7 protein-coding genes are annotated in these 8,077 nt (G+C 69.1%); 3 read left to right on the top strand and 4 right to left on the bottom strand.

Annotated features, from left to right (window positions below; all coding sequences use genetic code 11):
* Positions 1–299 precede the first annotated feature (299 nt).
* Together CCR97_RS07580 and CCR97_RS07575 are read right to left on the bottom strand one after the other, a co-directional pair.
* Entirely contained in the window at positions 300–917 is a 618-nt protein-coding gene (locus CCR97_RS07580) for a transglutaminase-like cysteine peptidase (protein ID WP_111358623.1), read from the bottom strand.
* Positions 918–1,449: 532 nt separating this feature from the next.
* On the bottom strand, positions 1,450–2,064 hold the full coding sequence (locus tag CCR97_RS07575; RefSeq protein WP_111358622.1) for a PilZ domain-containing protein: 615 nt from the start codon (positions 2,062–2,064) through the stop codon (positions 1,450–1,452).
* Between the two features lie 435 nt (positions 2,065–2,499).
* Between CCR97_RS07575 and CCR97_RS07570 the strand changes: the two genes are divergently transcribed.
* Positions 2,500–3,306 carry a TetR/AcrR family transcriptional regulator gene (locus CCR97_RS07570; RefSeq protein WP_111358621.1) on the top strand — a complete coding sequence of 269 codons (807 nt, stop codon included), beginning with the start codon at positions 2,500–2,502 and terminating at the stop codon, positions 3,304–3,306.
* Between the two features lie 12 nt (positions 3,307–3,318).
* Here the strand turns inward: CCR97_RS07570 and CCR97_RS07565 are convergent, their stop codons facing one another.
* The gene (locus CCR97_RS07565) at positions 3,319–3,906 is read right to left on the bottom strand and encodes a PAS domain-containing protein (protein WP_111358620.1); all 588 of its coding nucleotides are present in this window, start codon (positions 3,904–3,906) and stop codon (positions 3,319–3,321) included.
* Between the two features lie 352 nt (positions 3,907–4,258).
* On the opposite strand from CCR97_RS07565, the gene CCR97_RS07560 reads away from it, so the two are divergent.
* Together CCR97_RS07560 and CCR97_RS07555 are read left to right on the top strand one after the other, a co-directional pair.
* Entirely contained in the window at positions 4,259–4,993 is a 735-nt protein-coding gene (locus CCR97_RS07560) for a rhomboid family intramembrane serine protease (RefSeq protein ID WP_111358619.1), read from the top strand.
* Positions 4,994–5,188: 195 nt separating this feature from the next.
* The gene (locus CCR97_RS07555) at positions 5,189–5,620 is read left to right on the top strand and encodes a CBS domain-containing protein (protein ID WP_111358618.1); all 432 of its coding nucleotides are present in this window, start codon (positions 5,189–5,191) and stop codon (positions 5,618–5,620) included.
* A gap of 92 nt (positions 5,621–5,712) precedes the next feature.
* Here CCR97_RS07555 and CCR97_RS07550 read toward each other — a convergent pair whose 3' ends face one another.
* On the bottom strand, positions 5,713–7,692 hold the full coding sequence (locus CCR97_RS07550; protein WP_201159422.1) for a methyl-accepting chemotaxis protein: 1,980 nt from the start codon (positions 7,690–7,692) through the stop codon (positions 5,713–5,715).
* Between the last annotated feature and the right edge of the window lie 385 nt (positions 7,693–8,077).

Below are 8,077 nucleotides of genomic sequence, written 5' to 3'. Positions count from 1 at the left end.
AGATCGTTGCATCGTGTGCGTGTACCGTTCGTGCACCAAACGACGCGAACGTGCCGGATAACAGATGGATTTCGTTGATTTTTCAGCGTATAAAAGGGGTGCGGCCGGCTCTTGGGGGAGAGCCGGCCGCGCGCAACCCGGTCTGGGACGGGGAGGGGTGGGGACGTGACCGGACTGCGAAACTCCTGATCCTTGGTCGTCGCCCGGGGGCGACAGGTTCACGGGAGAAGTTCCCGCGATCGTTCAAGTCGTTGCCGCTCGGTCCGGCGCCGTGGGGCGCCGGGATGCGGCGGCGTCGCCTAGCGGGGCGCCGCGGTCGAGACTGCGCGGCCGTCGCCGAGCGAGACCCACAGGTTCGGGTCGGACTGCGACTGGCGCTTGACGAACCGGTAGCCGGTCTCCGACCAGGGCAGGATCTCGTCGACCTGGTTGTCGAGCACGAACTCGCCCTTGTCGGTCTTGACGGTCAGCACCGCGTGGCCTTCGTCCTTGCGGTCGCGCACGACCGTGATGAGCAGGGCCTCGCGCGGCCAGCCGGCGTCGATCAGCATGCGCCGCTTGAGCAGCACGTAGTCCTCGCAATCGCCGTAACCGTCGTCCGGATAGGACCACTTCTCGACGACGCCCCAGTGATCCATGTCGGTCAGGGGCTTGATGGTCTCGTTCGCCCAGCGGTTGACGCGGACGAGGTCGCGCCAGGCGCGCGGCGACAGCACGACGTCGCGCGGGGCGGTCGGGGCGGTCGCGCAATCGCGCGGCCGGTCGGCGCAGAAGGAGACCCAGCCGATCGGCGGACGGGCCGTGTCCTGCACGGAGGCGAAGAGCGGACGATCGAGAGCGTCGGCCTGTCCGACCAGCACCCCGAGGAGTGCGGCGGACCATGCAGCAGCCAGAGCGCGTCTGGGACGACACTTCATCGTTGACCCCTCCCGTCTACAGGGCCAACTCTCCCATACAACCTTTGAATTGCCGCTAAGTCGGTCCGCTAAACTCGAGACAATACTAGTTCAATACATAACTACATTTGATTCAAATGCGAGACGACTTTGATTAAAATGCGATACAACTCGATTTGATTCAAATTTTAGGGACCTCGGGCCGCGCCGTTTCGAATCAATGACTTAGCCCCCTGCCCCGGGCTCGCCGCATTCGGCTGAAGGCGGCCTCGGCGTCTCGCGCGGGGGTGCCGCGGCGCTCCCGCACGCGATGCGACAAGCCGAACGGCGGACCGTACGGGCTCCTGCGCGGCACGCTTTATTTACCAGAGGTGGAGGATCGCGACTCGCGGGGGCACGGCAGCGGACCGCCGCGGGCGCGACTCCGGCGGGCGGCGAACATCGGCGCCGTCGACGCGGGCGCGTAAAAAAGCCGCCGGTCACGGCGGTCCGTGTCCGGCGGCGAGCGCTGGCGATCGCGATGAGCGTGGTCCGACAGGCGCCGCGCCCCCGCTCAGGGGTGCAGGCTCTCCTCGATGAAGTCGGGATGCTGCAGCCGAGTGAACTCGACGGCGAACCCTTCCTCGAGATGGCGCACCACCCGGCCCTGGATTTTTCCGACCATGATCAGCGCGCCGATCGGCGGGCGCTGGTCGGTGGCGACGGCGGCGCCCGACAGCGAGGCGTCGATGATCCGGACCCGCAGATTCAGCCCGTTCGGCATGACGATCTGGGTGAACGGGTTGTGCGGGACGAAGCGGCCGTGGCGGCGGTCCTCGGGCAGGTTGAGGATGTCGCGGTTGGCGAGCCAGGTGAGCTGGGCGGCGAGCTTGTCGCGCTTGCGCGGCGTCGCCGAGAAGGTCATGGCGAAGCCGGTCGGAAACACTCTCGTGACGGCCCCTTCCAGGCGGCCGACGTGATCCACATAGGCGACCACGCGCTCGCCCATGTGGCCGGCGACCGGGGCGATCATGGCGAGCCCGCCTGGCGACATGTTGACGACCTGGCACGGGAACTCGCGCCGGTCGGCCAGCATGTAGCGACCGAGCAGGTTGACGGTGACCCGCTGGAACCGGCGGCGCTCGTCGGCGAGCGCGAGAAGGCTCGGCTTGCGCTCGGCCAGTGTCATTGCCCGAATTCTCCTGATTTCTCCGATCGACCTTAGGAGGCGAGCGTTAACGAGGTCTTGAGAGTCGTCCCGCAGCGCCGCAATGCGGGCCGCAGCGACAGAAATGCGACAGTGTCAGGGAGGCCGGAGGGGGCGGCGGAGCGGTCACGAGGGGGACATCTCGATCGACCGCTCCGCCGCAGGCGTGGGCGACGCCGGACCCGAAGGCAACAAGGGTCCGCCCACGCTGTCACGCTGACCGGCCGAGGTCTGGGGGGCCGTCTCGGCCGACGATCGGTCGGGCATTGACCGAACCGTTCGGTTCGATTGACTAGCCGATACGGAAGGGCATATCAAGAGCGAACCGAACCGTTCGGTTCGAAAAGTTTGAGCGATGATGTCGCAGGGCGGGTGACGCGCGTGGCGTCCCGGCACCCGCGACACGGCGAGGAGACGATGACCCGAGACGAGACCGCCGTGGCCGGCGTGTTCGTGCCCGAGCCGGCACACACCCCCGATGCGCCCCCTGCTCTCGCGATCGATGGTGCCGGAGGCCCGTCCCAGGACGCCGGCTGCAGGCCCGACGCCGCTCTGGTCCGGCGCGGCCGGGCGCCCGCCGGGACCGATCCGGCGAAGCGCCGGCAGATTCTGGAGGGCGCCGCCCGGGTGTTCTCGGCGATGGGCTTCGACGCCGCCTCGATGAACGACATCGCCCGCGAGGCCGGCGTCTCGAAGGGCACCCTCTACGTGTATTTCGAGCACAAGGAGGAGCTGTTCTGCGCCCTGATCGCCGACCAGCGGCACAAGCACCTGGCGGAGCTGAAAGCGCTGATCGACGACGGGCCGGACGTGCGCGCCACGCTGACCCGCTGGGCCACGGCCTATGTCACGCTGCTCACCACCGACTGGGCCGTGCGGGTGCAGCGCGTGGTGCTCGGCGTCACCGAGCGCATGCCGGAGATCGGTCGTGGCTTCTTCACCGAGGGACCGGGCTGCGGCATCTCGATCCTGTCCACCTACTTCGATCGCATGACGGCGCGCGGCCTGCTGGCCATCGACGACACCACGCTCGCCTCGTGGCAGTTCAGCGAGCTCGTCCATGCGAGCCTGCTGCGGCCCCTGCTCTACCGCTGGCACGACGGCCCGCCGAGCGCCGAGGAGATCGCCCGTGTCGTCGGCCACGCGGTCGAGATGTTCTTCGCCTATTACGGGCCGAAGCCGGCCGCCCCCGAATCGGGATCCGAACCGATCGCGAAAGGCTGATCGGCTGCCTGATCAGCCGACCCGGCCGCCCTCCAGCAGGACCAGCCGGGGGCGCGCCCGCTCCGGCAGAGCCGGGACCAGGCTCGGCGCAGACCATGGCGTCAGGTTGCGGAAGGCGCCGATCCGGATCGCTCGCACCTTCGAGACGCCCAGCCAGTACGGGGTCTCCAGCGGGACCAGCAGCCCGAGCAGCCGCTCGTGCAGCGAGCGGCGGTGGGCGAGCGGCAGCAGCACGAGCTCCAGCGGCACCGGCGGCTCGGAGTCCGTCAGCCCGACGGCGCCGGCCGCGACCGCGGCCGCCTCGTCGGCCGCCCCGCCGAGCAGCGCGGTGACCAGCGGGCGGCTCTCCTCGTCCCACAGGTCGACGAAGGCCCTGCCCTTGAGCTCGCGGCCGGCGAGGCCGCACAGCCGCGTGCCGGCGAGCCGGAACGGGAATCCCGCGGCCGGATCGAAGGTGAGGACGAAGCTGTCGCCGAGGATTTTTCGCAACGCGCCGGGATCGAGCTCGTCGCGCTCCGGGGCCGGCCGGGCGCCACGCAGCGTCGTCCAGTAACGGAACAGCTCGCGGCTCGACGGGTGCTTCATGGGCTCGATCTGCATGGGTCGCGCGGCGCTTCCGGGCGGACTGTCCGGAAACGGGACAGCGGCGACTCCGCCGTCCCCCGACTCGATCGATCAGCACGCCCCGGGCCTTCTTAGCCGCTACAGCATGCGCCCGGGCGTTTACGTCCGATCAAGGTTAACGGCGCGGCGGCGCGCTCCGCCCCGCCCGTCCTCCGCAGCGTCGCGGGGCTGCGGCGCACCCGTCCGTGAAAGGGCTTTTCCTCAAGCGCGAGCGAACGTTGCTCGGCTGTCCTCATGGATCTTGCTAAAATTCTTCCCCGCTCCAAGGCGGCTGCCGCTTGCAGGGCAAGGATGCACGGCTTATCAGAGCGGGCCACCCAGGGACTTCATGTCGCGACGCACCGAGCCCATCTTCAACCTCCCGAGCGTGATCGCGGGCCTGGTCGCAGCGTTCGGCCTCGTTCATGCGTTCCGCGAGCTGGTGCTCGCGCCCGCCCAGGACGTCGACTTCCTCCTGCTGTTCGCCTTCATTCCGGCCCGCTACGGGCCGATGCCGGGGATCGACATCGCCCTGCCGGGGGGGCTCGCCGCCGACGTCTGGACCTTCGTCACCTATGCCTTCATCCACGGCGACCTCACCCATCTCGGGGTGAACGTGCTGTGGCTCCTGCCCTTCGGCAGCGCGGTGGCGCGCCGATTCGAGACCGCCCGTTTCGTCGGCTTCTTCATCGTCACGGCGGCGGCCGGGGCGGCCGTCCATCTCGTGACCCACCCGGGCGAGCTCTTGCCGATGATCGGCGCCTCGGCGGCGATCTCGGGGTTCATGGCGGCGGCGATCCGCTTCGTGTTCCAGGTCGGCGGCCCGCTCGGCGTGTTCCGCAACACCGACCACACCGCCTATCTGGTGCCCGCCGCGCCGCTGGTCGAGACCCTCAAGGACCCCCGCATCCTCGGCTTCCTGGCGGTCTGGTTCGGCCTCAACATCCTGTTCGGGCTCGGCTCGGTCGGGATGCTCGGGGTCGACCAGCCGGTCGCCTGGCAGGCCCATATCGGTGGGTTCATCGCCGGGCTGCTGCTGTTCCCGCTGTTCGACCCGGTGCCGATCCCGCGCGCCGCGGACTGAGCCGGACGGCCGCCCCGGATGGCAGGTGCCGGCGCGCGCCTTGCCGCCCTGCCCGAAACAACCCATGATCGTGACACCGGCTGCCGTTGGGCGGGAACCGGAGGGCGAGCCGGCGGCTTGTCGCTCCAGTCCCACCCCTGCGGCCGGTCAACGGTAGAAAGCGCCGGCCGCACGGCTCGCGCCAGGGAGGCAAACGTGACCGTCAAGACGATTCTCGCCCGCAAGGGCACCGACGTCGTCACCATCGATCCGGCCGCCACCGTCGCGGCCGCCACGACGCTGCTCAACGAGCGCGGCATCGGCGCCGTGGTGGTGACCGGCACCGAGGGCCGGACGATCGGAATCGTGTCGGAGCGCGACATCGTCAAGGCGCTCGGCGCCCGCGGCGCCGGCGTGCTCGACGTCCCGGTGTCCGAGATCATGACCCGCAAGGTCGTGACCTGCGCCCAGCACGACACCATCGGCGAGCTGATGCAGACGATGACCGAGGGCAAGTTCCGCCACGTCCCGGTGGTCGAGCAGGACCGCCTCGTCGGCATCGTGTCGATCGGCGACGTGGTGAAGTCGCGGCTCGAGCAGATGGAGCAGGAGTCGAACGCGCTGCGCGACTACATCCGCACGGCTTGATCGACCCCCCGATGGGCACGAAAAAACCCCGGCGCCACTGACGCCGGGGTCGATCGATCGTGATCTGGTCGGAGCGTCTCGGGCGAACCGCCTCAGGCGGCCCGCACGGTGCGCAGGAACTCTTCCAGCTCGACCTTGAGATGCTCGCTCTCGCGGGTGAGCGAGTTGGCCGCAGTGAGCACCTGAGCCGACGACGAGCCGGTCTCGCTGGCGCCGCGGCTGACGTCGACGATGTTGCTCGCCACCTCGGTGGTGCCGCGCGCCGCCTGCTGGACGTTGCGGGCGATCTCCTGGGTGGCGGCGCCCTGCTGCTCGACCGCTGCGGCGATGTTGCCGGCGATTTCCGAGACCCGGTTGATGGTGCGGCCGATCTCCTTGATGGCCCCGACCGAGTCGGCGGTCGCCGCCTGCATGCCGCCGATCTGGGCCGAGATCTCGTCGGTCGCCTTGGCGGTCTGCGCAGCCAGCGCCTTGACCTCCTGGGCGACCACCGCGAAGCCCTTGCCGGCCTCGCCGGCGCGCGCCGCCTCGATGGTGGCGTTGAGGGCGAGCAGATTCGTCTGCTCGGCGATCGCCGTGATGAACTTGACGACGTCGCCGATGCGGCTGGCGAGCTTGGAGAGCTCGCCGATGCGGTTGTCGGTGCGCACCGCCTGCTCGACCGCCTGCGCCGCGATCGTGCTCGACTCCTGGACCTGACGGGCGATCTCGGCGACCGATGCGGCGAGCTCCTCGGCCGATGCGGCGACCGTCTGGACATTGGACGAGGCCTGGGTCGAGGCACTCGCCACCGTGTTGGACAGGCGCTGCGTCGTCTCCGCCGTGGAGGTGAGACGGCGCGCCTCGGCCTCGAGCTGGCTCGCCGCGCTCGACACGTTGCCGACGATGTTGCCGACCGCCGCCTCGAACCCGTCGGCGAGCTTCGCCATCTCGGCCTTGCGGGCGGCGGCGCCGGCCTGCGAGGCCGCCTCGCGCTCCTCGGCCTCGCGGGTCGCCTTCTCGACCGCGACGACCTTGAAGCGCTCGACCGCCTTGGCCATGTCGCCGATCTCGTCGCGCCGGCCGAGGCCGGGCAGCGCCACCTCCATGTGGCCCTCGGCGAGCTCGCGCATCGCCTTGGTCATCGCCTTGAGCGGACGCGCCAGGCTGGAGCCGATCACGAAGCCGATGCCGGCGACCGCCACCAGGGCGACGCCCATGGCGATCAGGATCTGCCGGCGGGTGTCCTCGCGCGCCTCGGCGTTCATGGCCGTGGCGTCGGCGTAGAGCTTGTCGATCGAGGTCTTGATCTGATCGACCACGGGCGAGACGTTGCCGTACTCGACCTTGGTCAGCGTGCTGGCCAGCTCGATCGCCTCGGCGGCCTTGATCCACTCGTTGAAGTCGCGCTCGTAGGTCGCGAGCCGGTCGAGCATCTGCTTCTTGGTCGAGGCCGGCAGCGCGGCCGACTGGAAGGCGCTCACGAAGGCCGCGAGCGCCTTCTTGAAGCTGGTCTGCGAGAGGCCGTCCTGGCGCAGCATGAACTCGCGCTCGTAGCGGCGCACCGGGTGGATGCCGGCGACCAGGCGGGCGTCGTCGAACTTGTCGAGCTCGTTCTCGATCTGCCGCACCGTGTTGCGCAGCGCGCCCTCGAGCCCGCTGTCGTTGGAGAGGCCCATGGTCCGCTTGGCGCCGACCGCGGTGTTGAAGTGAGTGGCGTAGCGCTCCATGCCGGCGCGCGCCTTGCCGGCCTTCTCGGCCAGCTCGGTCTCGCCCATGTCGGCCAGCTTCGCCTGCAGGTCCTTGAACCCGGACAGCATCTTGGCGACCGCCTGCTCGTGGTCGCGCAGGCGTGCCTCGTCGCCGGTCAGCATGAACTCCTTCTCGGCATCGCGGGCCTGGAACATGCCGGCCGAGACGTCGGTCGCGAGCTTGGCGACGGCGCTGGCCCGGTCGGCGGCGCGCTCGTAGCGCTCCTGGGTGTTGGCACCGACGAGGTAGAACCCGCCGACGAAGCACAGGCCGAGCAGACCGACCGCGCCGATGGCCGCGATCTTCACCTGAAGGCTCAAGCGGAAGCTTGGAAGCGACATTGCGGACCCCGGAACTCTCACCACGATGTGGATTAGTCCTCGCACGGCGAGGTTAAAAACCTGTTGTGGCCCGGCGGCCACATTAACGAGGGGTGATTTTTCCCGGCATTTCATTACCTTCGTGGGTCTTGAAAGGCGTTCTGTCGGCGTCGTTCCGAAGCACTTTTGCCGTGTTTTTCCTAAGTGGTTACCACTGCCATAACGAAAACGGGCTAGTCACGAAGGCATTTTCGGAGACCTCGAACGACCGGCTCCCAAATACGCGGAAACGCCTTAGGATCCGGACCCGATCTCGTCGCGAATCGCCCGGGAGGATCGCGTGCGCCAGTGTGCCCAGCCGAGTGCCCACACCCCCGTCCCCCGCGCCCCTGCGGGTCTCGCCGAC

The organism is Rhodoplanes elegans, assembly GCF_016653355.1.
Taxonomy (GTDB): domain Bacteria; phylum Pseudomonadota; class Alphaproteobacteria; order Rhizobiales; family Xanthobacteraceae; genus Rhodoplanes; species Rhodoplanes elegans.
The sequence above is the reverse complement of the archived record's forward strand: the minus strand, read 5'-3'. Positions and strand labels throughout refer to the sequence as shown.